This is a genomic window from Comamonas sp. JNW (genome assembly GCF_003105075.1).
GTDB lineage: Bacteria > Pseudomonadota > Gammaproteobacteria > Burkholderiales > Burkholderiaceae_C > Comamonas > Comamonas squillarum.
In genome coordinates this window covers 69,615-95,420 of record NZ_QETI01000017.1, presented here as the reverse complement: position 1 = coordinate 95,420, position 25,806 = coordinate 69,615, and the positions used below count along the sequence as shown (strand labels likewise).

Genomic DNA, 25,806 nt, shown 5'->3' with positions numbered 1-25,806 from the left:
CAGCGAGCAGGCCCTGGGCCTGGGCGGCCTGGCGCAGCAGCTCGGTGCAGGCGCGCTGGCGCAGCTCCAGCGGGTCCAGCAGCTCATCGGCATCGCACAGCGCAATGCCGTTGACCTGGGCAGCGGCCAGCGCATCGCGCGGGGCGCCCAGCGGCGCCTCGATGCGGGGCAGGCTGAGGGCGGCGGGGCTGTCCTGGCAGCTGCAGGCTGCGCTGCCACAGCCACCCGTGGAGGTGTGCAGATCGGCGTTCATGGGCGGCCTCCTGGCTGCTTGTTGGACAGGTTCAGACGGCGCGCACGCACCAGCTGGTAGGGGCGTGCCAGGTAGGCCACGGAGGCGAAGCCGCTCCAGACATGCACCAGGCGGCTGAAGGGGAAGAGCAGGAAGATTGTCATGCCCAGCACCATGTGCACCTTGAACGGCCAGTCCAGCGCCACCAGGCCTGCCGCATCGGGGCGGAAGGTGACGATACGCTGGGCCCAGTCGGCCAGCACCAGCATCGCGTGGGCATCGGCCCGGTGCGAGAACGAGGCGGGCAAGGTGGCCAGGCCCAGCACCAGCTGCACCCACAGGATGATGAGGATGGCCAGATCGGTGCGGTGGCTGGTGCGGCGGATGCGCGGATCGGCAATGCGGCGGTGCAGCAGCAGGCTCAGGCCAATAAAGCAGACCAGGCCGGCGGTGCCGCCGGAGATGATGGCCAGCATCTGCTTTTGCGGCGCGGTGATCAGCCACTCATACATGAAGTGCGGCGTGAGCAAGCCCACCGTGTGGCCGAACAGCAGAAACAGAATGCCGATATGGAACAGGTTGCTGCCCCAGCGCAGCTGGCCGGCGCGCAGCATCTGCGAGGAGTCGCTCTTCCAGGTGTACTGGTCGCGGTCAAAGCGCGCCAGGCTCCCCATCAGAAAGACGGCCAGGCAGATGTAGGGATAGACGTTAAACAGGAAGTTGTGCAATGCAATGGGCATGGCGGTCTCCTCGGGGTTCAGCGGGCCGCGCCAGCGGGTGGCTGGCGCCGCGTGATGTGGATGGGTTGGGCGCTGCCCGGTGCGGCCTGGCCCTGGCTGTTGCAGCCGCCAAAGGCGGCGGGCTCTTCCCAGCTTGCGTCCAGCGGCTCGTCGGCGGGCAGCGGCGCAGCAGGGGTGTCGGCCACCAGCGGCTGGCCGGCCAGATCGAGCACGGCGGACAGCACGGCGGCGTAGTCGCTGTGGCGGCGGCCGAGTGCCGCAGCGATGGACTGCAGGATGTGCGCAAACTCACCGATGAAGGCGCGCGCCTCCAGGGTCGGCTGGGTGGAGGCGAACTCCAGCAGCACCGTCAGGTGGTCGGGCAGCTCGGTGGGGTCGAGCAGCAGGCCGGCCTGCTCATAGGTCTGGACCAGGTCGACCATCGCCGGGCCCCGGTCGCGCGAGTCGCCATGCACATGCTCGAACAGGTGCAGCGCAGTGCCACGGCCCCGGTCAAACAGGTCCACATAGATGGCCTCGGCATCCATGCCTTCGGCCAGCAGGCGGTCCATCAATGCGTCCAGCTCGCTGCGGCGCACATGGCCCAGCGCGTTTTCGGCGTTGAGCGCCGTGTGGATGTCGACCAGGTGGCCGCGCATCGCGGCGTCGGGGTAGCGCAGCAGGTGGGCCAGTGCGCGCAAGGTAAAGCTGATGCTGTCTTTCATGTCGTCTCTCCTCACAGGCTCGCCTGGATCGGGATGGTGCGTTTTTTCTCGCTGCCGAACAGGCTGGTGTCGGTCACGCCTTCGCTGCAACCGTTGCCAAACGAGAAGCCGCAGCCGCCGCGCACATTGAAGGCGTTCTCGGCATATTCGCGGTGCGTGGTGGGGATCACAAAGCGGTCTTCGTAATTGGCAATGGCCATGGTCCGGTACATCTCCTCGGCCTGGGCCACCGTCAGCTCGGCCTGCTGCAGTGCGGCCTCGTTGGGCAGGCCATCGACATGCTTGCCGCGCTGGTAGGCGCGCATGGCCAGCATGCGCTCCAGCGCGCGCACCACCGGCACCGTATCGCCTGCGGTGAGCAGGTTGGCCAGGTACTTGACGGGGATGCGCAGCTGGTTCACATCGGGCAGCTCGCCATTGGCGCTCACATGGCCGGCCTGGGCGGCGGCGGTGATGGGAGACAGCGGCGGCACGTACCAAACCATCGGCAAGGTGCGGTACTCGGGGTGCAACGGCAGGGCCACCTGCCAGTCCACCGCCATCTTGTAGACGGGGCTGCTCCTGGCCGCGATCAGCCAGGCCTCGGGGATGCCATCGGCCCGCGCCTGGGCGATCACTGCCGGGTCGTTGGGGTCGAGGAAGATATCGAGCTGGGCCTGGTACAGGTCCTTGTCCTGGGTGACGCTGGCCGCTGCTTCGATGCGGTCTGCGTCATACAGCAGCACGCCCAGGTAGCGGATGCGGCCCACGCAGGTTTCGGAGCAGACCGTGGGCTGGCCCGCCTCGATGCGTGGGTAGCAGAAGATGCACTTCTCGGCCTTGCCGCTTTTCCAGTTGTAGTAGATCTTCTTGTAGGGGCAGCCCGAGACGCACATGCGCCAGCCCCGGCATTTGTCCTGGTCGATCAGCACAATGCCGTCTTCCTCGCGCTTGTAGATCGAGCCGCTGGGGCAGCTGGCCACGCAGGCGGGGTTGAGGCAGTGCTCGCACAGGCGCGGCAGGTACATCATGAAGGTGTTCTCGAACTGGCCGTAGATGTCCTTTTGCACCTCGTCAAAGTTCACATCCTTGCTGCGCTTGCTGAACTCGCCGCCCAGGATCTCTTCCCAGTTCGGGCCCCAGACGATCTTGTCCATGCGCTGGCCGGTGATCAGGCTGCGCGGCCGGGCCGTGGGCGCTGCCTTCATCTCCTTGGCAGTTTGCAGGTGCTCGTAGTCGAAGGTAAAGGGCTCGTAGTAGTCGTCGATCTCGGGCAGGTTGGGGTTGGCGAAAATCTTCATCAACAGCTGCCATTTGCCGCCCTGGCGCGGCGCGATGGAGCCATCGGCCTTGCGGACCCAGCCGCCATTCCAGCGGTCCTGGTTTTCCCATTCCTTGGGGTAGCCGATGCCGGGTTTGGTCTCGACGTTGTTGAACCAGGCGTACTCGACGCCGGGGCGGTTGGTCCAGACGTTCTTGCAGGTGACGCTGCAGGTATGGCAGCCGATGCATTTGTCCAGGTTCAGGACCATGCCGATTTGTGCGCGAACCTTCATGTTGGGTTCTCCGTGGGGGTTGGTGTGGGGGTCGGTGCGAAAAGCATGACCAGGGCCGATGCGGCCTCCTGGGCATGCACAGCGTGGGGCTCGCCCGCGGCGATGTGGCAAAAGTCACCCGGCGCCATGGCCAGCTGGCGGCCCATGGTCTCGAAGACGAAGCGCCCTTCGATGCACTGGATCACCATGCGCTCTGGCACCTGGTGGCTGTGCAGCGACTGGCCGGCCTGCAGCACCAGGCGGAAGATCTGCAGACCGGGATCGCGCACCAGGGTGTACGAGCGCGCCTCGCCCAGCGCGGCCGCCAGGGGCCGCGCCGAGAAGACGGCGCCAGCAGGGGTGTGGGTCAGTGCCATGGCGGGGACTCCTTCTGCGTGGCGCTCAGGGGTTCTCGCCCTGGGCCTGGTAGGCGGCGGCCAGGTGGTCATCGCGCGGCGTGTCCAGCCAGTCCACCTTGGCCATCTTGCGCACCACGACGAACTCGTCGCGGTTGGTGCCGATGGTGCCGTAGTAGTTGAAGCCGTAGCTGTACTGCGCGTAGCCACCGATCATGTGCGTGGGTTTGAGCACAATCCGCGTGACAGAGTTGTGGATACCGCCGCGCACGCCAGTGATCTCGCTGCCGGGCGTGTTGATGATCTTCTCCTGCGCGTGGTACATCATCACCATGCCGGGTTTGACCCGCTGGCTGACGACCGCCCGCACGGCCACTGCGCCGTTGAGGTTGAACATCTCCATCCAGTCGTTGTCCTCGATGCCGGCGCGCTGGGCGTCCTCCTCGCTGATCCAGGCCACCGGCCCGCCCCGGTTGAGCGTGAGCATCAACAGGTTGTCGGTATAGGTGCTGTGGATGCCCCATTTCTGGTGCGGCGTGATGAAGTTCAGCTGGATCTCGGGGTGGCCATTGGGCTGGATGCCCTGCATGCCGGCCGTGGCCTTCATGTCCACCGGCGGACGGTAGCTGGAGAAGCCCTCGCCAAAGGCCACCATCCAGGGGTGGTCCTGGTAGAACTGCTGGCGGCCGGTGAGGGTGCGCCATGGGATCAGCTCATGCACATTGGTGTAGCCGGCGTTGTAGCTCACGGTCTCGCTCTCGATGCCGCTCCAGGTGGGCGAGCTGATGATCTTGCGCGGCTGCGCCTGGATATCGCGGTAGCGGATCTTCTCGTCCTCGCGGTAGATCGCCAGGTGCTTGTGCGCGCGGCCGGTCACCTTCTCCAGCGCCTCCCAGGCCTTCACCGCCACATGGCCATTGGTCTCGGGGGCCAGCTGCAAAATCGTCTCACAGGCATCGATATCGCTCACGATGCGCGGGCGCCCCTCGGTCACGCCCGGCTCGGTGGTCAGGCCATTCAACTGGCCCAGCTGCTCAACCTCGGTGCCGGTCTGCCAGCCAATGCCCTTGCCGCCATTGCCCAGCTGGTCCATCAGCGGGCCCAGTGCGGTAAAGCGCTTGTAGGTGTTGGGGTAGTCACGCTCCACCACGGTCACCTGCGGCGCGGTCTTGCCGGGGATCAGCGCGCATTCGCCCTTTTTCCACTCGGCCACGCCATAGGGCTGGGCCAGCTCGGCGGGGGTGTCGTGCATCAGCGGGGTCAGCACGGTGTCGCGCTCCACGCCCAGGTGGCCCACGCAGACCTCGCTGAAGGACTGGGCAAAGCCCTTGTAGATCTCCCAGTCCGAGCGCGATTCCCAGACCGGATCGACCGCGGCCGACAACGGGTGGATGAAGGGGTGCATGTCGCTGGTGTTGAGGTCGTTCTTCTCGTACCAGCTGGCCGTGGGCAGCACGATGTCCGAGTACAGACAGGTGGTGCTCATGCGGAAGTCCAGGGTGACCAGCAGATCGAGCTTGCCCTGGGGCGCATCGGCATGCCAGGTCACCTCTTCGGGCTTGGCGTCATCGGGGCCCAGGTCCTTGCCCTGCACGCCGTTGTCGGTGCCCAGCAGGTGCTTGCAGAAGTACTCATGGCCCTTGCCGCTGGAGCCCAGCAGGTTGCTGCGCCAGACAAACAGGTTGCGCGGCCAGTTCTCGGGCGCATCGGGGTCTTCGCAGCTCATCGCCAGGCTGCCGCTTTGCAGGCCTTGGGCCACATAGTCGCGCGGCGCCAGGTTGGCGGCATCGGCGGCGGCCGCTATCGACAAGGGGTTGGTCTTGAGCTGCGGCGCGCTGGGCAGCCAACCCATGCGCTCGGCGCGCACGTTGTAATCGATCATGCTGCCGCCGTACTGGCTGCGGTCGGCCAGGGGGCTGACGATCTCTTCAAGGCCGAGCTTCTCGTAGCGCCACTGGTCGGTATGGGCGTAGAAGAAGCTGGTCGAGTTCTGCTGGCGCGGTGGGCGTGCCCAATCGAGCGCAAAGGCGAGCGCCGTCCAGCCGGTCTGCGGGCGCAGCTTTTCCTGGCCCACATAATGCGACCAGCCGCCGCCGCTTTGGCCCACGCAGCCGCAGAGCATCAGCAGGTTGATGACGCCCCGGTAGTTCATGTCGCAGTGGTACCAGTGGTTCATCGCCGCGCCGATGATGACCATGGACTTGCCCTGGGTCTTGTCGGCATTGGCGGCAAACTCGCGCGCCACCAGGGTGATCTGCTCGCGCGGCACGCCAGTGATGCTCTCGGCCCAGGCGGGCGTGTAGGCGGCATCGTCGTCGTAGCTGGCAGCGCCGCTGCCCAGGCCCCGGTTGATGCCGTATTGCGCGGCCTGCAGGTCGAACACGGTGGCCACCAGGGCCTCGTGGTATTCGCCCTCGCTGCCCAGGCGCAGGCGCACGGCCGGCACCTTGGCGCGGCTCACATCGCCTTGCTGTTCGTTGGCGGTGAAGTGCGGCGTGGCAATGCCGCCAAAGTAAGGAAAGCCGACATCGACAATCTCATGGGCCTGGCTGCCATCTTCCAGCACCGAGAGCTTGAGGCGGACCTCGTCGCCATGGCGCGCTTCCTTGGACTCCAGGTTCCACTTGCCCGCGTCGCCCCGGCCCTCGGCGCCCCAGCGAAAGCCGATCGAGCCATGGGGCAACACGGCGCGGCCCTGGCTGTCAAAGGCCATGGTCTTCCACTCGGGGTTGTTGTCCTGGCCGAGCTTGCCGTTGAAATCGCTGGCGCGCAGGTAGCGGCCAGGCACCTGCACTACGCTGCCATCGGCCAGGGTCTTGCTCTCGAGCAGCACCAGCATCGGCAGGTCGGTGTAGCGGCGCGCGTAGCCGTCAAAGTAGTCGCTGCGCTTGTCGAAGTAGAACTCCTTGAACGCCACATGGCCCATGGCCATCGCGAGCGCCGCATCGGTGCCCTGCTTGGGGTGCAGCCAGACGTCGGAGAGCTTGGCCACCTCGCTGTAGTCGGGGGTGACGGCCACGGTCTTGGCGCCCTTGTAGCGCACCTCGGTGAAGAAGTGGGCATCGGGCGTGCGCGTCTGCGGCACGTTCGAGCCCCAGGCAATGATGTAGCTGCTGTTGTACCAGTCGGCCGATTCGGGCACATCGGTCTGCTCGCCCCAGACCTGGGGGCTGGCCGGCGGCAGGTCACAGTACCAGTCGTAAAAGCTCATGCAGACGCCACCGATCAGGCTCAGGTAGCGGCTGCCGGCCGCGTAGCTGACCATGCTCATCGCCGGGATCGGCGAGAAGCCAATGATGCGGTCCGGCCCGTGTTGCTTGATGGTGTAGACGTTCGCAGCGGCCACCAGCTGGTTGACCTCGTCCCAGGTCGAGCGCACAAAGCCGCCCAGGCCACGCACCTGCTGGTAGTCGCGGCGCGCGGCATCGTCCTGTGCAATCAGGGCCCAGGCATCGACCGGCGTTTTGGCCACCTGGAGCGCCGCGCGCCAGCGCTCGAGCAAGCGGCCCCGCACCATCGGGTACTTGACCCGGTTGGCGCTGTACAGGTACCAGCTGTAGCTGGCACCCCGGGCGCAGCCACGCGGCTCATGGTTGGGCATGTCCCAGCGCGTGCGCGGGTAGTCGGTCTGCTGGGTTTCCCAGGTGACGATGCCGCCTTTGACATAGATCTTCCAGGAGCAGGAGCCCGTGCAGTTGACGCCATGCGTGCTGCGCACGATCTTGTCATGCGCCCAGCGGGCGCGGTAGGCGTCTTCCCAGGTGCGGTCTTCGCCGGTGGTGCGGCCGTGGCCGCCGGCAAAGCTCTCCTTGGGCAGGCGAAAGTGGGTGAGTCGGTCGAGGAAATGGCTCATAACGGTTCTCTTTCTCGTGGGGTCCAGGCTCTGGGGCCTTTAGCAGGGCATCGCGGCGTTGCGGCGGGCATAGCACCACCAGGTCACCACGGCGCACAGCAGATAGAAGGCAGAAAAGACCCACAGCGCGGCCTCGGGCCCGCCGGTGGATGCGATCGAGCTGCCATAGCTCTTGGGAATGAAAAAGCCGCCATACGCACCCAGTGCGCCGGCAAAGCCGACGGCGGCGGCGCCCAGCACATTGCCTTCCTTGAGGGCGGCGGCCTGCGAGGCCGCATCCTTGCCTGCGCCTTGCGTGGCCAGCTGGTTGAAGATCACGGGGATCATGCGGAAGGTGGAGCCATTGCCGATGCCGGTGGTGACAAACAGCACCAGGAACATCAGAAAAAAGCCGGTGAAGCTGCCCGCTTGCGGCCCCCAGGCCAGCGCATAGCTGCCCGTGCCCTTGGGCAGAAACCACAGCACGCCCAGCACGGCCAGCGCCATCACCAGAAAGTTCCAGAACGTGACCACGCCGCCACCGACCTTGTCGGCCAGCCAGCCACCAAAGGGCCGCACCAGCGCGCCCACCAGCGGGCCCAGCCAGGCGTAGGCCAGCGGATTGACGGCGGGGAACAGGCCCTTGATCAGCAGCGGAAAGCCGGCGGCAAAGCCGATGAAGGAGCCAAAGGTGCCCAGGTAGAGCAGGCACATGATCCAGTTGTGGGGCTGCACAAAGATGGCGGCCTGCGCGGCCACTGAGGCCTTGGCATCGGCCACATCGTTCATCCCGAACCAGGCAACGACCGAGGTCAGCGCAATCCAGGGCACCCAGATGAAGGCAGCGTTCTGCATCCAGACCTCGACCTGCACCCCGCCCTGGGTGATGGTCTGCGGCTCACCGCCAAAGATGCCCAGCAGACCGACGGTGACGACGATGGGGCTCAGGAACTGCACCACCGACACGCCCAGGTTGCCCAGGCCGGCATTGACACCCAGCGCCGAGCCCTTGCGGTCCTTGGGGAAGAAGTAGCTGATGTTGGCCATGCTGGAGCTGAAATTGCCCCCGCCCAGGCCGCACAGCAGCGCCAGGATCAGCATCGTCGGGTAGGGCGTGGCCGGGTCCTGCACGGCCATGCCGATGCCGATCGCCGGGATCAGCAGGCTGGCAGTCGAGATCGCCGTCCAGCGCCGGCCGCCCACCAAAGGCACCATGAAGGAGTAGAAGATGCGCAAGGTGGCGCCCGACAGCGCAGGCGCGGCCGCCAGCCAGAACAGCTGGTTGGTGGAGTACTGAAAGCCCAGGCCCGGCAGGCTGACGGCGACCACGCTCCAGACCTGCCAGACGGCAAAGGCCAGGAACAGCGCCGGCACGGAGATCCACAAATTGAGCTTGGCGATGGCCTCGCCCTCCTTTTCCCAGAAGGCCTTGTCCTCCGGGGTCCAGATCGTCAAGGTGCTGCCGCGGCGCGGCGCAGAGGGGGTGTTGCTTGTCATGGAGAGTCTTTCCAGCAGAAATCGATGGCGGCTGTCACGCCTTGCGGCCCGCAGCGGGGCCCATCACATCGGTGCGGCGCACCTCGGTCCAGTACATCCAGATCAGCGAGACCCAGACCACGCCATAGAGCAGCATGAAAGCGCTGGAGCGCAGGCCCGTCAGATCGAGCAGCAGACCGAACAGGATCGGCAGCACAAAGCCGCCCAGGCCGCCGGCCAGGCCCACGATGCCGCTGATGGCACCGATGTTGTCGGGGTAGTCGTTGCCGATGTACTTGAAGACGCTGGCCTTGCCGAACGCAAAGGCCACGCCCAGCACACCCATCAGCGCGGTGAAGCTGTAGACGTTCAGGCCCAGGTGGAAGGTCCGGGGGCCGTTGACCGTGGCAACGGTGAAATCGGTCTGCGGGTAGCTCAGCAGGAACAGGCAGATCCAGCTCACCCACATCACCCACCAGGTGACCTTGTGGGCGCCGTATTTGTCGGACAGCACACCGCCAATGGCGCGCAGCACGCCGCCGGGCAGCGAAAAGCAGGCCGCGAGCAAGGCGGCGACGCGGATGTCCAGGCCGTACTCGCCCACGTAGTACTGCACCATCCACAGCGCCAGCGCCACATAGCCACCAAAGACGATGCTGTAGTACTGGCAGTACTTGAGCACGCGCGGGTCCTTCAAGGCCTGCAGCTGGTCGACAAAGCGGACGTTGCTGGCCACCAGGTGGCGCGGGTCATGCGCGCTGAACAGCCAGAACAGCACCACGGTGCCCGCCAGAATGGCCGCGTAGACCTGGGGCACCAGCGCCCAGCCGCCCGCCACCAACAGCGCCGGCGCAAGAAACTTGTTGACGGCCGAGCCGGAGTTGCCCGCGCCATAGACGCCCATGGCCATGCCCTGGCGGCTCTTGGGAAACCAGCGCGCCACATAGGGCGTGCCCACCGAGAAAGAGCCACCGGCGAGGCCGACAAACAGGCCGATGACGAGGAACTGCCAGTACTGCGTGGCGTAGGCCATGAGCCAGACGGCCGGCACGGTGACGGCCATCAGCACGGTCATCACGGTGCGGCCGCCAAAGCGGTCCGTCCAGATGCCCAGCGGCACCCGCACCAGCGAGCCCGAGAGCACCGGCATGGCGGTGAGCAGGCCAAACTCGGTCGCGTTCAGGCCCAGTTGCTGCTTGAGCGGGATGCCGATGACGCCGAACATCATCCACACCATGAAGCAGACCGTGAAGGCCAGCGTGCTGACGGCGAGCACGCTCCAGGCCTGGCGCGAGACAGCGGGAGGGGCAGTGGCGGAATCCATGGTGGGGGCAGATGTTGTTGGTCTGCCTCTACTGTGCTGCGCCAGCGCGCAGCGCACCATCCACCGGTTAGCGCATCAGGCCGCGCCGCAAGAACGATGGCCTGCGCCCTGCCATCGTTCTGAAGAACTATGGCGCCGCTTTTCTCGGCAGCGCCTGATGTGCATCAAACCGGCCATGCAGCCTGGCCGGCATGATGCCCGGTTGCTCAGGCCAGATCGACCTGCATGCCCACGGCGCGCAGCTTGTCCACCACCTCATCGATATGCGCCTTGCTGCGGGTCTGCAGCACGATGTCGATCTCGGTGTTTTGCGCGGCCAGCTTGGTGAAGGCGCGCTGGTGGTGCACCTCTTCGATGTTGGCGCCCGCCTCGGCCACGATGGCCGTGATGCGTGCGAGCATGCCGGGCACATCGCGCGAGCTGATGCGCAGGCGCGCGAGCCGGCCCGAGCGCACCATGCCGCGCTGGATGATGGAGGCCAGCAGCAGCGGGTCGATATTGCCGCCCGACAGCACCAGGCCCACCTTCTGGCCGGCAAAGCGCTCGGGGTAGCGCAGCAGCGCCGCCAGCCCCACCGATCCCGCGCCCTCGACCAGGGTCTTTTCAATCTCCAGCAGCATCAGCACCGCCTGCTCGATATCGCTCTCCTCGACCAGCACCAGGTCGTCCACCGTGCGGGCGACGATCTCGCGCGTGATCAGGCCGGCCGTCGCCACCGCAATGCCTTCGGCCATCGTCGAGACGCCGACGGGCAGGTCCTGGTGCTGCACCGCATTGACCATGCTGGGAAAGCGCGAGGTCTGCACACCCACCACCTGGATGCCGGGCTTGACCGCCTTGGCGGCGGTGGCCATGCCGGCAATCAGGCCCCCGCCGCCGACGGCGACCAGCAGGGTGTCCAGGTCGGGCTGGTCTTCGAGCATCTCCAGCGCCAAGGTGCCCTGGCCGGCTGCAATGTCGGCATCGTCAAAGGGGTGCACAAACACCAGCTTCTGGTCCTCGGCCATCGCATAGGCATGGGCGCGGGCCTCTTCCAGCGTGTCGCCATGCAGCACCACCTCGGCACCAAAACTGCGCGTGCGCTCGACCTTGACGCCCGGCGTGAAGCGCGGCATCACGATCACCGCCCGCACACCCAGCTGCTGCGCATGGTAGGCCACGCCCTGGGCATGGTTGCCCGCGCTCATCGCAATCACGCCCCGTGCGCGCTGCTCGGCGTTGAGCTGCATCAGCTTGTTGCAGGCACCGCGCTCCTTGAAGGCCGCCGTGAACTGCAGGTTCTCGAACTTGAGGTAGACCTTGGCGCCCACGATCTGGGACAGGGTGTGGGAGTACAGGCACGGCGTGCGCTCGACCTTGCCTTGGATGCGCTGGGCGGCGTCGCGGATGTCTTGAATGCTGAGCATGGGATGACTCGCTGGAGGGTGGGCCGCCCGGCCAGGGGGCGGCAGTGGTGATGGGTGCCGTATCCGTGTTGCCGGGCGTCAGTCGGCGCTGGGCGGCTGGTAGACATGGTCAAAAAACGCCTGCTCCAGCGCCACCGCGCGGCTGAAATAATCGGCCGCCTCGGCACGCACGTCGGGCTCGATGCTCTCGCCCATGCGGTCGAGCTCGGCGCGCAGCCAGCCGACAAAATCGCGGAAGAAGTCATTGGCGTGCAGGCTGATCCATTCGGCATGTTCAAAGCGCGGCGGCAGGCGCTGGCCGGGCTGGTCAAAGCCGTCCAGGTACAGGCCTTCGGCCACGCAGAGCACGGCCAGGCAGTTGGCGTATTTCTGGCTGCGCGCAGCCTGCCCCATCAGCGCCTGGAACTGCACGGTAGGCAGCGTCAGCGGCGGCGTATCGCGCTCCTGCTGGGACACGTCCAGCGCGTCAAAACTGCGCTGAAAGTAGGTGTTCTCGTCGCTGGTGATCATCGCCGCAAACTGCGCCAGGCGCACGCGCGGCGCAAAGCTATCGGCGCTGGCGATGGCCGCGCCCAAGAGCGCCACGAACTGGTTGATGAACTGGTAGTCCTGCACCAGGTAGCGGCGCAGCACCGCATCATCAAGGCTACCGGCCCGCATCTCGTCAATGAAGCGGTGCTGGATGCAGGCATCCCAGACGGGCTGGTTCAGCGCTTGAAGCGATTCGGAAAAACGGTCGGTCATGGTGGGCGGCAGGGGCTGCAACGGCAAAGAGGGCCATTGTGCCGCAACAGCCTTGTGCCTGCGTACCACCCTTGTGATGCGCTATGATTTTTGCACATCCCCACCCTCTCCCTCTGTTACCGAAAGACGAGCATGACCTCTGCCATCGACCGCCGCCATGTCGGCGCCCGCCTGTCCGAAATCGCCATCCACAACGGCACCGTCTACCTGGCCGGCCAGATCCCCGAGAACAACCCCGGTGCCGATATCGTCACCCAGACCCAGGAAGTGCTGGGCCATATCGACCGCCTGCTGGGCGAGGCCGGATCGAGCAAGGCCAGCATCCTGCAGTGCCAGATCTACCTGACCGACATCAGCGAGATTGGCCAGATGAACAGCGTCTGGGACGCCTGGGTGACCCCCGGCCACACGCCGCCCCGCGCCACCGTGCAGGCCACGCTGGGCAACCCGGCCTACAAGATCGAAGTGGTGGTGGTCGCCGCCGTCGACAAGGCCTGATCGGGGCGCGCTGGCCCTGCCCAAGAACCTGTTCTAAGGCTGCGCTGAACGCAGCATTCCTTGCATACAAAGCCTGTCTTGCAACTTGCATGGCAGGCTTTTTGCTTGTGTCTCCCAGGCTGCACAAGTCGGTGAACGCTCACGGGTAATCCCTGTTCACTGATCGGTATGTGCATGGGTACATTTTGCATACAAGAAATTTACAACTTGTATACAAACCGAAAAGGAATGCGTATGCGTCGTTTTGTCAGATCGCTATTCGGGCAGGTGGTGGTGGCTCTTATCGTTGGGGTCCTCATCGGCCTGCTGGCGCCGGAGTGGGCCGTCAAGCTCAAACCTTTGGGCGATGGTTTCATCAAGCTCATCAAGATGATCATCCCGGTGCTGGTGTTCTGCGTGGTGGTGCATGGCATCGCGGGCGCAGGCGACCTCAAGCGCGTGGGCCGGGTTGGCGTCAAGGCGCTGATCTACTTCGAGGTGCTCACCACCATTGCACTGGTGTTGGGCCTGGTGCTGGCCTTTGTGTTCCAACCTGGTGCAGGCATGAACGTGGACCCGAGCAAGCTCGATGCCTCGGCCATGAGCGCCTACGCCAGCAATGCCGACAAGCTGACCAGCGGCGGCACGGTCGATTTCCTGATGAAGCTGATCCCCACCACCGTGGTGCAGGCCTTTGCCACCGGCGACGTGCTGCAGGTGCTGCTGTTTGCCGTGCTGTTTGGCTGCGGGTTGACCATGCTGGGCGAGCGCGGCGCGCCGGTGAGCCTGCTGATCGACACCATGTCGCATGTGCTGTTCAAGGTGATGGGCATCATCATCAAGCTCGCGCCCCTGGGTGTGCTGGGCGCGATCGCCTTTACCGTCGGCCAGTACGGCGTGGGCTCGCTCAAGCAGCTGGGCATGCTGGTACTGCTGTTCTATGTGGCCGTCGCCTTCTTTGTGTTTGTGGTGCTGGGCTTTGCGATGCGCGTCTCGGGTTTCAGCCTCATCAAGCTGCTGCGCTACCTGCGTGAAGAGCTGATGGTCGTGTTTGCCACCACCTCGTCGGACAGCGTGCTGCCCCAGATCATGGCCAAGCTGCGCCACCTGGGCATCCGCGACTCCACCGTCGGCCTGGTGATCCCCACCGGCTACTCCTTCAACCTCGATGCATTCTCGATCTACATCACCTTGGCGGCGGTCTTCATTGCCCAGGCCACCAATACGCCGATCTCGATGACCGATCTGCTGACCATCCTGGCCATTGCGCTGGTGACCTCCAAGGGCGCACACGGCGTGCCCGGCTCGGCGATTGTGGTGCTGGCCGCCACCTTGCATGCGATCCCCGCCATCCCGGCCATCGGCCTGGTGCTGGTGCTGTCGGTGGACTGGTTCATGGGCATTGCCCGCGCGCTGGGCAACCTGATCGGCAACTGCGTGGCCACCGTGGCGATTGCCTCCTGGGAAGGCGATATCGACCGCGAGCGGGCCCATAAGGTGCTCAATGGCGAGAAACTACCGCAAGACACGGCACAATCGGAGCTGTCTACACCCCACGCCTGAGCCCATGACTGCTGTCAGCCCCACCACCATTGCAGAACGCGTCGTCGAAGCCATCCTCGCGCAGAAGCTCTCGCCCGGGGAGCGCCTGGGAGAGCAGGCGCTGGCGGACAACTTCTCGGTCAGCCGCACCTTGGTGCGTGAGGCGCTGATGCAGCTGCAGGCGCGCGGCTTTGTGCAGGTGCAGCCGCGCCGGGGCTGGTACGTGGTGCAGCCCAGTGCCGAAGAGGCACGCGACGCCTTCGCCGCCCGGCGCATCATCGAGGCGGGCATCCTGGAGACCGCAGGCCGCCCGATGCAGCAGGTGATCCGCCAGCTGCGCCTGCATATCGACGAGGAGCAGCGCGCGATCCAGGGCGCCGACGCGGCCACGCGCGCCTTTCTGCTGGCCGATTTCCATGTCTGCCTGGCCGAGAACATGGGCCACCGCCTGCTGGCCGATACCCTGCGCGACCTGACCGCCCGCACCACGCTGGCAGCAACGCTCTACCAGTCCGACCACAGCGCCGAGCAGTCCTGCGCGGACCATGCCAGCATTGTCGAGGCGCTGGAGCGGGGCGACGCCGAGCAGGCCCGCGCACTGATGCTGGCCCATATCGGCAACGTCGAAGAAGCGTTGGAGACCACCCCTCCGCCCCCGGAGACTGCGCCTGGCGAGCGCCTGCGTGCCACCCTGAGCCCCGTGCAGCGCTGATGCCCGAACCACGTATACGGCCACGCAAGAGCGGTGGGCCGGGCCGACTCCTCAAGCCTGCCAGGCCCGCAAGCCCGGCCGGCCCGCCCCGGCTGCTGGGCTTTCACAAGCCCTATGGCGTTGTCAGCCAGTTCACGCCCGAGGGGCGCTGGCAAGGCCTGAAAGACTTTATCGACGTGCCCGGCGTCTATGTCGCTGGCCGGCTCGATGGCGACAGCGAAGGCCTGCTGCTGCTGACCAACGACGGCCAGTTGCAGGCCCGCATTGCCGACCCGCGCCACAAGATGGCCAAGACCTACTGGGTGCAGGTCGAAGGCATTCCCGATGCCGCCGCCTTGCAGCAGCTGCGCGATGGCGTGGACCTGAAAGACGGCAAGACCCTGCCGGCCCAGGTGCGCATGCTCGACCCGCAGCCTGCGATGTGGCCGCGCCACCCGCCCATCCGCGTGCGTCAGAGCGTGCCCGATTGCTGGATCGAGCTCATCATCCGCGAAGGCCGCAACCGCCAGGTGCGGCGCATGACCGCTGCCGCCGGCCACCCCACCTTGCGCCTGGTGCGCATGGCCATTGGCCCCTACTCGCTCGCTGGCCTGGAGCCCGGGCAGTGGACGGATCTGGCGCTGTAAAAAGTCGCCGCGCCAGGCATCATTGCGCCAGCAGCGGCAATGCATCCAAAGCCTCTTGCCCCGAGGGAAGGGCCACCGCCTGCCAGCCACCACGCCGGGGCCAAGGCCGGTAGTGCGCCAGCGGCAACACCTCCACCTGCTCGATCTGCCCTTGCAGCTGCGCGCCCAGCGCCTGCAAGGCCTGGCTGCGCTGCTGCGCGCAGGCCTGCACCTGCGCCCACTGCGCGCGCCGCTCGGCCGCGCTGAGGGCCGCCATCGCATGGGGCGCTGGCAGGCATTGCGCCGCAGCCAGCCAGCGCAACGCGCTGAGGTCGCCCGCGCCCAGTTGCTGCAGCTGCTGGGCATAGCGCTGCAGCCCCTCCGGCTCCAGGCGGCCCGCCAATTGGATGTCGAGCACATCGCCTTGCAGCCGGTAGCGCGCTGGCAGGGCGGCGGTCCAGTGGCTGCTGCCGTGGCGGCTACGCATGCTGGCAGCAATACGGCGGCTGCCCTGCACCAGCAGTGGTTGCACCAGCTCCAGCAGGGCCACATCGCGCAGGCGGGCTTGTTCCGGGTTGCGGGCAGGCGCCAGCTGAATGCGGATGGGCTGGCTGTCATAGCCGCGCCATTGCAGGCCCCAGGCCTGCAGCCCGGCCCGGTCGGGCGCCATCAGGCCCATGGCCAGCGCCGCTGGCACAAAGGCGATCGCCGCCCAGATCCACCATTCGGCCGACATGCGGCGGGCATTCCAGGCCTGGCCCTGCCGAAGCAGCGACCAGCCGGTGCTCAGCTGCCCCAGCAGCCAGACCGCTACCAGCACCACGATGGCGCCGGCCAGGCCCGTGCCCATCTGCAGCATCTCGGCCGGGTGCAGGCTGTCGGGCAGCAGGAACAGGACCATCCAGCCGCAAGCCGTCGCCAGCAAGGCCGCCAGCATCGCGTAAAACGGCAGCCACACGGGCGTGCGCAGCCGCCCATCCTCCATCAGCAAGCCTGGATCGCGCAGCGCGCGCCGCCCTTCCAGCATCCAGCCGATGCGGCCCGCTTGCGACAGCAGCACAAACACCAGCCCGCCTGCGGCCACTGCTATCAGCAGCGGCAACCACAGCCACAGCAGCAGCACGCCCAGCGCCGCCATCAGCACCCCGCCCAGCACCAGCAGCGCCGCATGGCCGCGCTGCTGCTTTCCCTCGTTGCTCCCGCCCATTCTTCTCTGCACTCCCTTGTCTCTCATCTCCACCGGCATCCGGCATTCCTGTGCAAGAATGCCCTTTCGCACCCACTAAGCCTGCAAGACCAGCTATGGTTTTGGGAGTATATGAACTGGAGGGGATGGACGCGGCTGCCATACCCCCGCTATAAGAACCTGTTCAAAGGAAACCCCATGCGCCCCTTGCTCAGCCTCTGCCTTGGCCTCGCCTTTCAACTGACGCAACCCCCTGCCCACGCACAGAACATGACCACACTCGCCCTGCACCAGGCAGCGGCTGCCAACAACGGCAGCCGCATCCAGCAACTGCTGCAAAACGGTGGCGCCAGCGCCCTTGATGCACGCGATGCCCAGGGCCGCACGCCGCTGCTCGTAGCCACCCAGAGCAACCAGGTGGCAGCGGCCAGGGCCTTGATCGAGGCCGGCGCCGATGTGAATGCCAAGGACCACATCGAAGACAGCCCCTACCTGTACGCCGGCGCACGCGGCCACCAGGAGATCCTGCAGATGACGCTGGCCCATGGCGCCGACCTGCGCAGCACCAACCGCTATGGCGGCACCGCGCTGATCCCGGCAGCCGAGCGCGGCCATGTCGAGACCGTGCGCACCCTCATCAACGCCGGCGTCGATGTGAACCATGTCAACCGCCTGGGCTGGACGGCGCTGATGGAGGCCATCGTGCTGAGCGATGGCGGCCCGCGCCACCAGCAGATCCTGCAGCTCTTGATCGATGCCAAGGCCGATGTCAACCTGGCCGACAAGGAGGGCGTGACACCGCTGGCCCATGCCCGGCAACGCGGCTATAGCGCGATGGTGGAGATGCTGACAGCGGCCGGTGCGCGCTGAGGCGCAACGTTGTTTTATGCAATACGTTAATAAAAATTAGACTTTTTATAACTATTGCTTTATAGTGAACACCGTCTGAGAGGTATTTGCCGCTGTGCAAGCCTCTTTTTCCCGCTGGTGGGTGGCAGGGCTACTTCCAGCGTTCTTGGCGACATTCGCCTGGTTGGTCTGCAGAGCAGCAGTCAACCGCGTACCTACACGCTCACACAGGCTGCCCAAGCCCGTGATCCTGATTGATACCCATTTCTAAGACTTTTATTTCCATCGGGAAGTACCTCGTTTCCCCGTCGACCCACCAAGCGCCCAATGGCCGCTTTGGCGCATCCTTCTCCTTCCAGCGATCACCGGGCAATGGCAGCTATTGCCGGGTATTCCGCTTCGACAAGACATTCGCCTCTGCAGAAGCGGCGCGCATCTTTGCAGTGACCCAAGGCTGGCTGCAGTCATCCATGCCCAAGCCTCCGGTCTGCTGACCGCGGGGTGGCAACACCACCCCTCCCATTCCTTGGCGACATGGCCTGGTCTGTCCAGTCCGCCGCCACTCCATGCGCACCCATGGTGCAACTTCTTTCAGAAAGGCTCTGACATGAGCAGCAAAATTTATGTGGGCAACCTGCCCTATTCCGTGACCGATTCCAGTCTCCAGGACAACTTCTCCGAATTCGGTTCGGTGACCTCCGCCAAAGTCATGATGGACCGCGATACCGGTCGCTCCAAGGGATTCGGCTTTGTCGAAATGGCCTCGGCCGATGTGGCCCAGGCAGCAATCGACGCGCTCAATGGCAGGTCGGTCGACGGACGCCAGATCGTCGTCAACCTGGCCCGCCCCCGTGAAGAATCCAGAGGCGCGGGTGGCTACAGCAACTCGGGCGGTCGCTCCGACGTGGGCTACGGCCAAGGCGGCTACGGCGGTGGCCGTTACTGAGCGCATCGCATCTTGAAGACCCGGCTGTCGTAGCCGGTTCGATCAGGCCTTACAAAGCGCCTCTCGGTACCGCTGGTACAGAGAGGCGCTTTGTCATGGAGCGGACACGGGGCCGTCCGGGCCGGGCGCAATCGCTCCGGCCTGCGCCAGCAGCTGCGCGATCCAGTCGATGAACACCCGCACCCGGCGCGACAGCTGCGCCCGGTGCAGGTAGAGCACATGCACCGGCAGCGCAGGCGGCGGGTAGCTGTGCAGCACCTGCACCAGCTCGCCCGACTGCAGATGGGCCTGCACGTCATAGCGCGGTATCTGGATCAGGCCCAGGCCCGCCAGCGCGCAGGCGATATAGCTCTCCACATGGTTGGCACCCACAGCCCCGGGCAGCACCATGCTGTGCTCGGCGCCGCCCTCCACCCATTCCCAGGCGGCAGGGCGCCCACTGGTGGGCGAGTTGTAGTGCACGCTCTGGTGGCCTGCCAGGTCAGCCGGTGTCTGCGGCGTGCCCTGCCGGGCCAGGTAGGTGGGGCTGGCGCAGTTGATCAGTTCCATGCTGCCCAGCGCCTTGGCCACCAGCGAGCTGTGGGCCAGCGGTCCCACGCGCAAGGCGCAGTCGATGTGCTCCTGCACCAGGTCCACCGCCCGGTCGCTGGAGCCCAGATCCACCTCCAGCCCCGGGTGCTGCGCCAGCAGCGCTGGCAATGCGGGGGCGACGATCAGCCGCGCCACGCGGCTGGGCACATCGATGCGCAGGCGCCCGGCCACGGCATGCGATTGCGGGCGAAAGCGCTGCTCGAGGTCCTGCATCTCATCAACCAGGCTGCTGGCGCTATCAACCAGCGCCTGGCCATCCAACGTCAGCGCTACCTTGCGTGTGGTGCGGTGGAGCAGGCGCGTGCCCAGCCGGGCTTCCAACTGCTGCACCGCCAGCGACACGGTGGGCCGGGGCAGCGCCAGCTGGTCGGCGGCCTGGGAAAAGCTGCCGGTCGCGGCCACACGCAAAAAGATGCGCAGCAGGTCAATGCGGTCCATAGCCCGGATCCTGCACATTCATTGTTAATAAATTCTGGATAAACATGGAATAAATTCTATATTTATCTTTGTTTCGTGACCAATTACGCTGAACAGCTCTGACCTATCCCCAAGGAGCTTTTCATGTCCAAACCCCAACACAGCCTGCAGGGCAAGACCGTTTTGATCGCCGGCGGTGCCAAAAACCTGGGCGGCCTGCTGGCCACCGACTTTGTCCAGCATGGCGCCAAGGCCGTGGCCATCCACTACAACAGCGCAGCGAGCAAGGCCGATGCCGAGCAGACGCTGGCAGCGCTGCAAAAGCTGGGCGCCAAGGCGGTGATGCTGCAAGGCGACCTGACCACGGCCGCCGCCGTGGAGAAGCTGTTTGCCGACACCGTGGCCGCGCTGGGCCGCCCCGACATTGCGATCAACACCGTCGGCAAGGTGCTGAAAAAGCCGATGGCCGAGATCAGCGAAGCGGAGTTTGACGAGATGGATGCGGTCAACAACAAGGCCGCCTTCTTCTTCTTGAAGGAGGCAGGCAAGCAGGTGAATGATGGCGGCAAGATCTGCACGCTGGTCACCTCGCTGCTGGGCGCCTTCACGCCGTTTTACGCGTCCTACGCGGGCACCAAGGCGCCGGTGGAGCACTACACCCGCGCAGCGGCCAAGGAGCTGGGCGCGCGCGGCATCTCGGTCACCGCCGTGGGCCCCGGCCCGATGGACACGCCCTTCTTCTACGGCCAGGAAAGCGCTGACGCGCAGGCCTACCACAAGAGCGCAGCGGCGCTGTCGCCGTTCAGCCAGACGGGCCTGACCGACATCGAAGACGTGGTGCCCTTTGTGCGCCACCTGGTGAGCGATGGCTGGTGGATCACCGGCCAGACGATTCTGATCAACGGCGGCTATACGACAAAATAAAGCCTGGAGGGCGCCGCCCTCCCACCACCACAAGGAGTTGCCCATGCATATGATTTTGGTCATGCTGACCGGCTTGCTGCTGCTGGCCGTCTTTGCCCTGCTGGGCAAGCTCTGGGGCGCCGATGCGGCCAGCATCGCGCTGGTGGCCAAGTACTTCATCCCCGCCTGGCTGGGGGTCGCGCTGGTCAATATGTGGGTCGGCGTCCACAAGGCCGGCTATACCGTCGCGCAGGAGCTGCCCATCTTGCTCGTCAACTTCGCCGTGCCCGCCGCGCTGGCGCTGGGCCTGGTCTGGTGGCTGGGCCGCGCCTGATCGGCGATTGGACAGAACACCACAGTTGCCGCGCTGCAGCATCGAAAACACTGGGCCCGCTGCCTGCCTTGCACTACGCTGGTGCGTGGAATTGGATGCCTGCAGCGGTTGATGGGGGTGTTCTCTACAGGCGGCAGCAAAGACCGACAAGTGCCTGCACACCTCGCCTGTTGTGAGCCGCAGACGCGCGCTTTACATTGTCACCGTGCCGTCATACCGACCCCGCAGCATCCTTCCACTTGCTGATTCACCAACCCTGGGGACAACGGACGATGACAACACACCAACCCACCTTTCGCCTGGCTGCGCTGGGCTCTGCCCTGTGCGGCGCACTGCTGCTGACCGCTTGTGGCGGCGGCGATGATGATCCCAGCTTCAAGACCCTGGACGGCAAACAGCCCCAGGTGATCGCGCACCGTGGCTACTCCGGCATGTACCCCGAGCAGACGCGCATGGCCTACGAAAAGGCAGCAGACGCCGGCGCCGACATGCTGGAGCTGGACATGCACATGACGCGTGACTGCCAGCTGGTGGCACGCCACAACGCCTGGCTGAGCGACAGCACCAACATCGCCGATGTAGCCAAGACCAATTCCGCCGTGGCAGCCCGCAAGCGCACCACGCCCGGCGTGCTGGTGAATGTGAAATACCCCGCCATCCCGGCCAACGGCCCCAGCCAGTACCTGACGGACCTGGTCGAGCCGGGCAACCAGAAGTCGGTGCTCAAGGCGCTGATCGTCGACGGCGAAGACCACAGCAATGACTGGTCGATCAGCGACTTCACGATGCAGGAGCTGCGCGACTGGATTGCCGGCACCACCTTGGACAACCGCGCCGACCGCCCCACCGAGTGGAACGGCAAGCTGCCGCTGATCAGCGCCCAGGATGTGATCGACATCGCAGCGGCCAAGGGCAAGGCGCTGGGCCGCACCATCCCCGTGTATGCCGAAACCAAGAACCCCTACTGGAACAACCAGCAGGCGATCGCCAATGGTTGCGGCAGCGGCAGCCACCCGTTTGAAGATGCGGTGATGGCGCTGCTCGAGAAGAACAAGCTCAACAGCAAGGACTCGGCCATCTACATCCAGAGCTTTGACCCTGAGAGCCTCAAGTACCTGCGCAAGGCCGGCATGAAGGCCAAGGGCGTGCAGCTGATCGATGGCAATGACTTCGACCTCAAGGATGGCTCGATGGTCTACATCACCACCGATGAATGGACCTTCATCAGCGGCCGCCCCTACAGCTGGACCCTCGCCGGCGATGCCCGAACCTTTGCCGTGATGCAGACCCCTGCCGGCCTGGCCGAGATCAAGACCTATGCCGATGGCATCGGCCCCTGGAAGCCACAGGTCCTCGCCCATTCTGTCGTGCCGTACAAGGAAGGCGCGGGCTTGAAGGATGTCAACACCCTCAAGGATACGGGCCTGATCGCCAACGCCCACAAGGCCGGCCTGATCGTGCACAGCTTCACCTTCCGCAATGAGGCGGGCCGCCTGGCCGGCATCTACAAGGGTGACCCGGTGCAAGAGTTCCTGGCCTACTACCGCCTGGGCATCGACGGCGTGTTCACCGACTTCACCCCCACCGGCGTGAAGGCACGCGATGCCTACATCGCCGAGCTGAAGAACCAGTAATCGCGGCACTGCAGCATTCACCCAAAAAGGACGCCTGGCGTCCTTTTTTCATGCCCGCATCAGCGGGCCAACTCCGCGTACCAGATGCGGCTGGCTGCGCCGCGCCACGGCCCAGGCCAGCAGGTTGAGCGCCGAGCACATCAGCCAGTAGATGGCGCCCACCAGCAGGAACACCTCGGCCGGGTGCACCATCAGCCGCGCATTGACCTGGGTGGACAGAAAGGACAGCTCGCCCACGCCGACGATATAGGCCAGCGAGCTGTCCTTGATCAGGGTCACCCACTGGTTCACAAACGAGGGCAGCATCACCGCCAGCGCCTGGGGCAGGATGAGGCTGCGCAGCACCTGCCAGCGCGTCAGGCCCAGCGCGGCGCCGGCATCCCACTGGCCCGGCGCAACCGCCTGCAGGCCGGCGGCCACGCCATGGGCCAGGTAGGCGCCGCTGACCAGCGACAGCGCACAGACCACCGAGACGCTGCCCGGCACATCCACGTTGAACAGCACCGGCAGCAAAAAATAAATCCAGAAGATCAGCAGCAGCACCGGAATGGCGCGCAAAAAGCCCAGCACCACCCGCAGGTACTGCAAGGCCCGGCCCCGCCCCATCACCAGCGCAATGCCCAGCGCCAGCCCCAGCAATGCAGACAGCACGCCGGAGACGGCGCTCAGGATCAGGCTCAGCAGCGCACCGCCCGGCGGCCCTTCGGGAAAGGTGCCCAGCAGCAGGTAGCGCCAGTCATCGCCCAGTGCAGCAAAGTTCATGCGCGCCGCACCTCCACCCGGCCCCAACGGCGGCGCTGGGCCAGGTGCTGGCTGAGCAGCTCCAGCCCGATGATCAGCACGATGTAGAGCAAGGTGCTGATGCCGTAGACCTGGAAGGACTGGAAGGTCTCGGCCTCCACCTGGCGCGCCCGGTACGAGAGCTCGGCCAGGCCAATGGCCATGCCCAGCGAGGTGTTCTTGACGATGTTCATGTACTGGCCCATCAGCGGCGAGATGACCCGCGCCAGCGCCTGGGGCAGCACGATATGGCGCAGCAGCTGCCAGCCGCCCATGCCCAGCGAGCGCGCCGCCTGGCTCTGGCTGGCCGGCACGCTGTTGATGCCCGCGCGCACCTCTTCGCCCACATAGGCCGTGGCATAGAACACCATGCCGATGCATGCCGAGAGGAACTCCAGCGACGGCCAGCCCAGGCTGAGCGGGCCCAGCGCCAGGCTGTGTGCCTGGTTGAGCCAGGCCATCCACGCGGGCGGCAGCAGGCTGGGCACGCCAAAGTACCAAAAGAACAGCTGCACCAGGAGCGGCGTATTGCGAAACACCGACAGGTAGCCCAGCGCCAGCCAGCGCAGCGGCGCCCAGGCCGCACTGCGCGCGACCGCAAAGGCTATGCCCAGCACCGTGGACGCTGCCATCACCAGCAGCGACGCCAGCACCGTGGTGCACCAGCCATCGAGCAGCCAGCGCCAGTACTTGGCCGCCAGCAGATGCGGCCACAGCGGCTCCAGCCAGGAGATCAAAAATTGCATAAACACCAACCCCAAAAGGCACAGCCCCGCGCCTTCTCAGACGCGGGGGTTGTGCGGTACCTATGCTGTTATGGCTTGTCGCCGATCTTGAAATTGCGCACCAGCGGTGTCGCGCTCTGCGGCCCGAACCAGGTGTCGTAGATCTTGCCGGCCTGGCCGCTGGCCTCCAGTTCCTTGAGGGCGGTGTTGACAAAGTCGGTCAGCGCAGCCTCCCCCTTGGGAATGCCCACGCCGATGTAGTCGCTCGATATCGTGAACGCCGGCACCTCCCACTTGTCGCGCTCCTTTTTATCCTTGATCGTGGCCAGCAGGCCGACCAGCTTGGGGCCGTCTTGCGAGATGGCCTGCACATTGCCATTGCGCAGCGCAGTGAACGCAAACGGCGTGTCGTCATAGGCCACCAAGGTGGCTTGCGGGTGCTTCTCGCGCAGCACGATCTCATTGGTCGTGCCCTTGTCCACACCGATGCGCAGCTGGTTCAGTTGCGCGGGCGAGGTCAACGTACCCTTGGCCGCGATGAACTGTGTGCCCGAGGCAAAGTAGGGAACGCTGAAGCCCACCTGCTTGGCACGCTCCTCGGTGATCGTGAAATTGGCCAGCACCAGGTCCACCTTGTTCGACAGCAGCAGCGGCACGCGGTTGGCCGGGTTGGTCGGCACCAGCTGCAGCTTCACGCCCAGTCGCTGCGCAAAGGCCTGCGCATAGTCCACATCCAGACCCACGATCTTGCGCGTCTTGGGATCGACAAAACCAAACGGTGGATTGGCATCAAAGGCTGCCACGCGCAGCACCCCCGCCTGCTTGATATCCTGCAGGCGATCGGCCCACACCGCCCCCGATGCCAGCGCTGCCACCGCAGCGGTGGCCACCATCGCCCATGCCTTGTTTTTCATAGCTATGCTTTCTGAGATCCCCACGCCAGGGCACCATGCCCGGGCCAGCGAAAACTTGATTGAGGGCCCAGTGTAGGAATACAGACCGTCGTTGGACAACGACGATTTCATTCAATCGATATGTAGATTTCGCATGTACGACTCGACGACAAAGCACATCGCCCAAAACGCTCAAAAGGCTTTATAAGCAAGGGTGCGCGGCACACCCGATGTCTGCACCTGCCGCCCCATCCCCCAAGAACCACCCACCATGGACCGCAAAACCACCACCAGCGAATTGCGTGCGCAGTTCTTCCCGCAACTTGTGGCCGCCGGCTTTGTCCGCCAGGGCGATATCGCCCGGCGTGTGCTGGACGGTGGCGTGGTGCATGTCGTTGAGGTCCAGCACCGCCCGCGCAGCGCGGTGTTCCAGGTCAACCTGGGCGCCCATCTGCTGGCGCTGGGCGATGTGGCCGGTGGCGCCATGCCCGCGCCGCCGGCGATGCGCGACCATGACTGCACCTGGCGCGGCTCGGTCATCGCCGGCTTTCGCAACGCCGCAGATGCCGAGTTTGCCTATGGCACCAGCGCACAGGAGGCGGCCGAATCAGTGGCCTTTGTAGTGTCGGAATGGCAGCGGCAGTCCCAGGCCTTTTTTGCCCCTTTCAGCGCCTACCCCGCGTCGTTCCTGGCCGCCGCCCGGCTGGCGGCGCAGGACAAGGATATGCACCCCGCCCACCTGCTCACCTGGGCCCGGGTCGCCGTCGTGTTGGGTGAGGCGTTACTGGCGCAATCGATCGCCCAAGCAGCGCTGCCGCGGGTGACGGAGCGCGCTACGGCGCTGCGGGCAAATCTGGAGGGGATCTTGGCGGGTTGAGCTGTGA

At 65.5% G+C, this 25,806-nt stretch carries 25 protein-coding genes and 1 pseudogene; 11 read left to right on the top strand and 15 right to left on the bottom strand.

Going from position 1 to position 25,806, the window contains the following annotated elements; genetic code table 11:
* The 10 genes and pseudogenes from DCO45_RS23280 to DCO45_RS20165 all read right to left on the bottom strand — a co-directional run.
* Positions 1-253, bottom strand: a pseudogene (locus DCO45_RS23280) (peptidylprolyl isomerase); the annotation flags it as partial.
* Complete coding sequence (narI, locus tag DCO45_RS20205) at positions 250-972, bottom strand: respiratory nitrate reductase subunit gamma (protein ID WP_116927489.1); 723 nt, start codon at positions 970-972, stop codon at positions 250-252. The gene narI and the pseudogene DCO45_RS23280, both read right to left, overlap by 4 nt.
* A 17-nt stretch (positions 973-989) precedes the next feature.
* Positions 990-1,676 carry a nitrate reductase molybdenum cofactor assembly chaperone gene (gene narJ, locus DCO45_RS20200; protein WP_182344187.1) on the bottom strand — a complete coding sequence of 229 codons (687 nt, stop codon included), beginning with the start codon at positions 1,674-1,676 and terminating at the stop codon, positions 990-992.
* Between the two features lie 11 nt (positions 1,677-1,687).
* A complete protein-coding gene (narH, locus tag DCO45_RS20195) occupies positions 1,688-3,211 on the bottom strand; it encodes a nitrate reductase subunit beta (RefSeq protein WP_116927488.1) in 1,524 nt (507 codons plus the stop codon).
* Positions 3,208-3,567, bottom strand: a complete 360-nt coding sequence (locus DCO45_RS20190) for a cupin domain-containing protein (protein WP_165841242.1) — start codon at positions 3,565-3,567, stop codon at positions 3,208-3,210. The genes narH and DCO45_RS20190 overlap by 4 nt, the downstream gene beginning before the upstream one ends.
* 25 nt (positions 3,568-3,592) lie before the next feature.
* Positions 3,593-7,399, bottom strand: a complete 3,807-nt coding sequence (locus tag DCO45_RS20185; protein ID WP_116927486.1) for a nitrate reductase subunit alpha — start codon at positions 7,397-7,399, stop codon at positions 3,593-3,595.
* A gap of 39 nt (positions 7,400-7,438) precedes the next feature.
* Positions 7,439-8,875, bottom strand: a complete 1,437-nt coding sequence (locus DCO45_RS20180; RefSeq protein ID WP_116927485.1) for an MFS transporter — start codon at positions 8,873-8,875, stop codon at positions 7,439-7,441.
* A 34-nt stretch (positions 8,876-8,909) separates the two neighbouring features.
* Positions 8,910-10,178, bottom strand: a complete 1,269-nt coding sequence (locus tag DCO45_RS20175; protein ID WP_116927484.1) for a nitrate/nitrite transporter — start codon at positions 10,176-10,178, stop codon at positions 8,910-8,912.
* A 206-nt stretch (positions 10,179-10,384) separates the two neighbouring features.
* Positions 10,385-11,584, bottom strand: coding sequence for a threonine ammonia-lyase (locus DCO45_RS20170; protein WP_116927483.1), 1,200 nt, complete (start codon positions 11,582-11,584; stop codon positions 10,385-10,387).
* 78 nt (positions 11,585-11,662) lie between these two features.
* On the bottom strand, positions 11,663-12,328 hold the full coding sequence (locus DCO45_RS20165; RefSeq protein WP_116927501.1) for a TenA family protein: 666 nt from the start codon (positions 12,326-12,328) through the stop codon (positions 11,663-11,665).
* 132 nt (positions 12,329-12,460) lie between these two features.
* Here DCO45_RS20165 and DCO45_RS20160 point away from each other — a divergent pair, with 132 nt between their 5' ends.
* The 4 genes from DCO45_RS20160 to DCO45_RS20145 all read left to right on the top strand — a co-directional run bounded on the left by DCO45_RS20160 (position 12,461) and on the right by DCO45_RS20145 (position 15,685).
* A complete protein-coding gene (locus DCO45_RS20160; protein ID WP_116927482.1) occupies positions 12,461-12,826 on the top strand; it encodes a RidA family protein in 366 nt (121 codons plus the stop codon).
* Positions 12,827-13,060: 234 nt separating this feature from the next.
* Positions 13,061-14,368, top strand: a complete 1,308-nt coding sequence (locus DCO45_RS20155) for a C4-dicarboxylate transporter DctA (RefSeq protein ID WP_116927481.1) — start codon at positions 13,061-13,063, stop codon at positions 14,366-14,368.
* Between the two features lie 4 nt (positions 14,369-14,372).
* Positions 14,373-15,059, top strand: coding sequence for a GntR family transcriptional regulator (locus tag DCO45_RS20150; RefSeq protein ID WP_021025306.1), 687 nt, complete (start codon positions 14,373-14,375; stop codon positions 15,057-15,059).
* Positions 15,059-15,685 carry a pseudouridine synthase gene (locus DCO45_RS20145; protein ID WP_116927480.1) on the top strand — a complete coding sequence of 209 codons (627 nt, stop codon included), beginning with the start codon at positions 15,059-15,061 and terminating at the stop codon, positions 15,683-15,685. Before DCO45_RS20150 ends, DCO45_RS20145 begins: the two co-directional genes overlap by 1 nt.
* Positions 15,686-15,704: 19 nt before the next feature.
* Here DCO45_RS20145 and DCO45_RS20140 read toward each other — a convergent pair whose 3' ends face one another.
* Complete coding sequence (locus tag DCO45_RS20140) at positions 15,705-16,871, bottom strand: hypothetical protein (protein ID WP_116927479.1); 1,167 nt, start codon at positions 16,869-16,871, stop codon at positions 15,705-15,707.
* A gap of 249 nt (positions 16,872-17,120) precedes the next feature.
* On the opposite strand from DCO45_RS20140, the gene DCO45_RS20135 reads away from it, so the two are divergent.
* The 3 genes from DCO45_RS20135 to DCO45_RS20125 all read left to right on the top strand — a co-directional run bounded on the left by DCO45_RS20135 (position 17,121) and on the right by DCO45_RS20125 (position 18,645).
* The gene (locus DCO45_RS20135; protein WP_232539483.1) at positions 17,121-17,720 is read left to right on the top strand and encodes an ankyrin repeat domain-containing protein; all 600 of its coding nucleotides are present in this window, start codon (positions 17,121-17,123) and stop codon (positions 17,718-17,720) included.
* 263 nt (positions 17,721-17,983) lie between these two features.
* Positions 17,984-18,193 (top strand): hypothetical protein, encoded by a 210-nt coding sequence (locus DCO45_RS23275; RefSeq protein WP_116927500.1) that lies wholly within the window; start codon positions 17,984-17,986, stop codon positions 18,191-18,193.
* Between the two features lie 113 nt (positions 18,194-18,306).
* On the top strand, positions 18,307-18,645 hold the full coding sequence (locus DCO45_RS20125; RefSeq protein ID WP_116927477.1) for an RNA-binding protein: 339 nt from the start codon (positions 18,307-18,309) through the stop codon (positions 18,643-18,645).
* A gap of 93 nt (positions 18,646-18,738) precedes the next feature.
* On the opposite strand, the gene DCO45_RS20120 is transcribed toward DCO45_RS20125, so the two are convergent.
* Positions 18,739-19,674, bottom strand: a complete 936-nt coding sequence (locus tag DCO45_RS20120) for a LysR family transcriptional regulator (protein WP_116927476.1) — start codon at positions 19,672-19,674, stop codon at positions 18,739-18,741.
* 123 nt (positions 19,675-19,797) lie between these two features.
* On the opposite strand from DCO45_RS20120, the gene DCO45_RS20115 reads away from it, so the two are divergent.
* From DCO45_RS20115 to DCO45_RS20105, 3 genes are all read left to right on the top strand, one after another.
* The gene (locus DCO45_RS20115; RefSeq protein ID WP_116927475.1) at positions 19,798-20,577 is read left to right on the top strand and encodes an SDR family oxidoreductase; all 780 of its coding nucleotides are present in this window, start codon (positions 19,798-19,800) and stop codon (positions 20,575-20,577) included.
* A gap of 43 nt (positions 20,578-20,620) precedes the next feature.
* Positions 20,621-20,890 (top strand): hypothetical protein, encoded by a 270-nt coding sequence (locus tag DCO45_RS20110; protein WP_116927474.1) that lies wholly within the window; start codon positions 20,621-20,623, stop codon positions 20,888-20,890.
* Between the two features lie 272 nt (positions 20,891-21,162).
* On the top strand, positions 21,163-22,524 hold the full coding sequence (locus DCO45_RS20105; protein WP_116927473.1) for a glycerophosphodiester phosphodiesterase family protein: 1,362 nt from the start codon (positions 21,163-21,165) through the stop codon (positions 22,522-22,524).
* 48 nt (positions 22,525-22,572) lie between these two features.
* On the opposite strand, the gene DCO45_RS20100 is transcribed toward DCO45_RS20105, so the two are convergent.
* The 3 genes from DCO45_RS20100 to DCO45_RS20090 all read right to left on the bottom strand — a co-directional run bounded on the left by DCO45_RS20100 (position 22,573) and on the right by DCO45_RS20090 (position 24,922).
* Positions 22,573-23,286: an amino acid ABC transporter permease gene (locus DCO45_RS20100; RefSeq protein ID WP_116927472.1), complete on the bottom strand. Its 714-nt coding sequence runs from the start codon at positions 23,284-23,286 to the stop codon at positions 22,573-22,575.
* A complete protein-coding gene (locus tag DCO45_RS20095; protein WP_116927499.1) occupies positions 23,283-24,050 on the bottom strand; it encodes an amino acid ABC transporter permease in 768 nt (255 codons plus the stop codon). The genes DCO45_RS20100 and DCO45_RS20095 overlap by 4 nt, the downstream gene beginning before the upstream one ends.
* A 68-nt stretch (positions 24,051-24,118) precedes the next feature.
* Positions 24,119-24,922, bottom strand: coding sequence for an ABC transporter substrate-binding protein (locus tag DCO45_RS20090; protein WP_232539627.1), 804 nt, complete (start codon positions 24,920-24,922; stop codon positions 24,119-24,121).
* Between the two features lie 271 nt (positions 24,923-25,193).
* Here DCO45_RS20090 and DCO45_RS20085 point away from each other — a divergent pair, with 271 nt between their 5' ends.
* Positions 25,194-25,799, top strand: coding sequence for a hypothetical protein (locus tag DCO45_RS20085; protein ID WP_133248225.1), 606 nt, complete (start codon positions 25,194-25,196; stop codon positions 25,797-25,799).
* Positions 25,800-25,806: the final 7 nt, after the last annotated feature.

What these genes read in the sequence shown, in the direction of transcription:
- DCO45_RS20105 (WP_116927473.1), top strand. Translation starts at nt 21,163, where the DNA reads ATGACAACACACCAACCCACCTTTCGCCTGGCTGCGCTGGGCTCTGCC.
- DCO45_RS20140 (WP_116927479.1), bottom strand. Translation starts at nt 16,871, where the DNA reads ATGGGCGGGAGCAACGAGGGAAAGCAGCAGCGCGGCCATGCGGCGCTG.
- DCO45_RS20090 (WP_232539627.1), bottom strand. Translation starts at nt 24,922, where the DNA reads ATGGTGGCCACCGCTGCGGTGGCAGCGCTGGCATCGGGGGCGGTGTGG.
- narH (WP_116927488.1), bottom strand. Translation starts at nt 3,211, where the DNA reads ATGAAGGTTCGCGCACAAATCGGCATGGTCCTGAACCTGGACAAATGC.
- DCO45_RS20165 (WP_116927501.1), bottom strand. Translation starts at nt 12,328, where the DNA reads ATGACCGACCGTTTTTCCGAATCGCTTCAAGCGCTGAACCAGCCCGTC.
- DCO45_RS20155 (WP_116927481.1), top strand. Translation starts at nt 13,061, where the DNA reads ATGCGTCGTTTTGTCAGATCGCTATTCGGGCAGGTGGTGGTGGCTCTT.
- narI (WP_116927489.1), bottom strand. Translation starts at nt 972, where the DNA reads ATGCCCATTGCATTGCACAACTTCCTGTTTAACGTCTATCCCTACATC.
- DCO45_RS20085 (WP_133248225.1), top strand. Translation starts at nt 25,194, where the DNA reads ATGGACCGCAAAACCACCACCAGCGAATTGCGTGCGCAGTTCTTCCCG.
- DCO45_RS20115 (WP_116927475.1), top strand. Translation starts at nt 19,798, where the DNA reads ATGTCCAAACCCCAACACAGCCTGCAGGGCAAGACCGTTTTGATCGCC.
- DCO45_RS20100 (WP_116927472.1), bottom strand. Translation starts at nt 23,286, where the DNA reads ATGAACTTTGCTGCACTGGGCGATGACTGGCGCTACCTGCTGCTGGGC.
- DCO45_RS20190 (WP_165841242.1), bottom strand. Translation starts at nt 3,567, where the DNA reads ATGGCACTGACCCACACCCCTGCTGGCGCCGTCTTCTCGGCGCGGCCC.
- DCO45_RS20135 (WP_232539483.1), top strand. Translation starts at nt 17,121, where the DNA reads ATGACCACACTCGCCCTGCACCAGGCAGCGGCTGCCAACAACGGCAGC.
- narJ (WP_182344187.1), bottom strand. Translation starts at nt 1,676, where the DNA reads ATGAAAGACAGCATCAGCTTTACCTTGCGCGCACTGGCCCACCTGCTG.
- DCO45_RS20120 (WP_116927476.1), bottom strand. Translation starts at nt 19,674, where the DNA reads ATGGACCGCATTGACCTGCTGCGCATCTTTTTGCGTGTGGCCGCGACC.
- DCO45_RS20180 (WP_116927485.1), bottom strand. Translation starts at nt 8,875, where the DNA reads ATGACAAGCAACACCCCCTCTGCGCCGCGCCGCGGCAGCACCTTGACG.
- DCO45_RS20185 (WP_116927486.1), bottom strand. Translation starts at nt 7,399, where the DNA reads ATGAGCCATTTCCTCGACCGACTCACCCACTTTCGCCTGCCCAAGGAG.
- DCO45_RS20125 (WP_116927477.1), top strand. Translation starts at nt 18,307, where the DNA reads ATGAGCAGCAAAATTTATGTGGGCAACCTGCCCTATTCCGTGACCGAT.
- DCO45_RS20150 (WP_021025306.1), top strand. Translation starts at nt 14,373, where the DNA reads ATGACTGCTGTCAGCCCCACCACCATTGCAGAACGCGTCGTCGAAGCC.
- DCO45_RS20110 (WP_116927474.1), top strand. Translation starts at nt 20,621, where the DNA reads ATGCATATGATTTTGGTCATGCTGACCGGCTTGCTGCTGCTGGCCGTC.
- DCO45_RS20095 (WP_116927499.1), bottom strand. Translation starts at nt 24,050, where the DNA reads ATGCAATTTTTGATCTCCTGGCTGGAGCCGCTGTGGCCGCATCTGCTG.
- DCO45_RS20170 (WP_116927483.1), bottom strand. Translation starts at nt 11,584, where the DNA reads ATGCTCAGCATTCAAGACATCCGCGACGCCGCCCAGCGCATCCAAGGC.
- DCO45_RS20175 (WP_116927484.1), bottom strand. Translation starts at nt 10,178, where the DNA reads ATGGATTCCGCCACTGCCCCTCCCGCTGTCTCGCGCCAGGCCTGGAGC.
- DCO45_RS20145 (WP_116927480.1), top strand. Translation starts at nt 15,059, where the DNA reads ATGCCCGAACCACGTATACGGCCACGCAAGAGCGGTGGGCCGGGCCGA.
- DCO45_RS20160 (WP_116927482.1), top strand. Translation starts at nt 12,461, where the DNA reads ATGACCTCTGCCATCGACCGCCGCCATGTCGGCGCCCGCCTGTCCGAA.